At 37.8% G+C, this 1,566-nt stretch carries 1 protein-coding gene; it reads right to left on the reverse strand.

Annotated elements, in window-relative coordinates; genetic code table 11:
• Positions 1 to 534 precede the first annotated feature (534 nt).
• Positions 535 to 1,437, reverse strand: coding sequence for a flagellin (locus MXE38_RS12245; RefSeq protein WP_246915490.1), 903 nt, complete (start codon positions 1,435 to 1,437; stop codon positions 535 to 537).
• Positions 1,438 to 1,566 lie beyond the last annotated feature (129 nt).

A 1,566-nucleotide genomic window follows, 5' to 3' on the forward strand; every position in this document is an offset into this window, starting at 1 on the left:
CTATATGTGACTTATATCACATATTTACTTTGCATAAAGGTTAATATAGTGTAGTTTTGTCGATGGTGTTTTTACAAGATTTTGCCACATTTTGTTCAACCAGCGCTTAATGTCGGTCGATATGCTTCTTTCTTGTTCCTTGTTTTGCAACAAACAAGTCTGTTAAAACTATCAGCCACTCCAATAAGATAGCTGCATTACTTTTTATAAATGGATATGAGCAACATATATGCCAATATGTATGTTATTGCCTGAACTTCCTATATAAATGCACTTTGTCATGGCCTTATAAGCTATATTCCTTTACTTTTATGTGCGGGCGCTTCCTTTCAATTGCCGCTTTTAACAACTAACTACTCTATCGAGACCAATATTTCCTATCCACACAAAAATGAAACAATAGGTGAAGCAAAAAACACCCTTTTAGGCAATGAGCATATGCTAAAGTGGTAGCTAATGGTACAAAAGGCATAAAAAAGGCGAACCTGAGTTCGCCTTGTAATTGTGTATTGAGATTATTACGATTTAAGAAGCTTATTGACCTAACAAGCTAAGAGCAATAGTTGGACGCTGGTTAGCTTGTGCTAATACTGTTTGAGAGGCCTGCTGAATAATGTTATTGGCAGTTAAAGAGGCAGTCTCAGAGGCAAAATCGGTATCACGAATACGGCTACGTGCATCAGCCTCATTTTCCGCAATAGAAGCCTGATTTCTAATGGTGCTTTCCATTCTGTTCTGGATCGCGCCTAGCTCAGCACGCTTAGAATCTACAACTTGAATGAATGAATCGATGTATTTTAAAGTTGATTGTGCAGCTTGAGCTCCAGTTACTGACCAGAAATATGAGCCGTTACTTACTACAAGACCTTTATTGGCAATATCATTTTTATTTCCTGCTGCTGTAATCTTAGCCATTGTAGCAATGCCATCCATTGAGAAGGCTTTGTTCCAATTTAAGTCTAAGGTATCACCAGCATTAGCTCCAACTTGGAAAGTCATCTTACCATTAGCAGGGATTAAGCTAGTCTTATTATTATTGTTGTTAACAGGTCCATTAAGAACAGTACCACCAGCAAAAGTTGTTTGCTTGGCAATACGAGTAATTTCCTCAGAAAGCTGTCTTACTTCCTGCTGTAATGCCTTACGATCCTCGTTCGTATTTGTTCCGTTTGCAGCTTGAACGGCTAAAACACGGATACGCTGGAGCATGTTGGTGGTTTCGTCGAGAGCACCTTCAATGGTTTGGGCTAAGGCGATACCATCGTTGGTGTTACGATTTCCCTGATTTAAACCGTTGATTTGTGCGGTTAAACGATCGGAAATTTGAAGACCAGCAGCATCGTCTTTTGCAGAGTTAATACGTAAACCTGATGCAAGACGCTGATAATTAGTATTCAAGCTATTGGTTGCATTGGTTAATTTTCTTTGCGCATTAATGGCATGTAGACAGACAAAGTATAAAGCTCACTCAATATATTGATAAATATCAATCTTATCAGGAAATCTTATATAGGTTAATATAGTGTAGTTTTATGAATTTATTCTATCTATTGACAATAGGTATTG

The organism is Anaerobiospirillum sp. NML120448, assembly GCF_023050945.1.
Taxonomy (GTDB): Bacteria; Pseudomonadota; Gammaproteobacteria; order Enterobacterales; family Succinivibrionaceae; genus Anaerobiospirillum.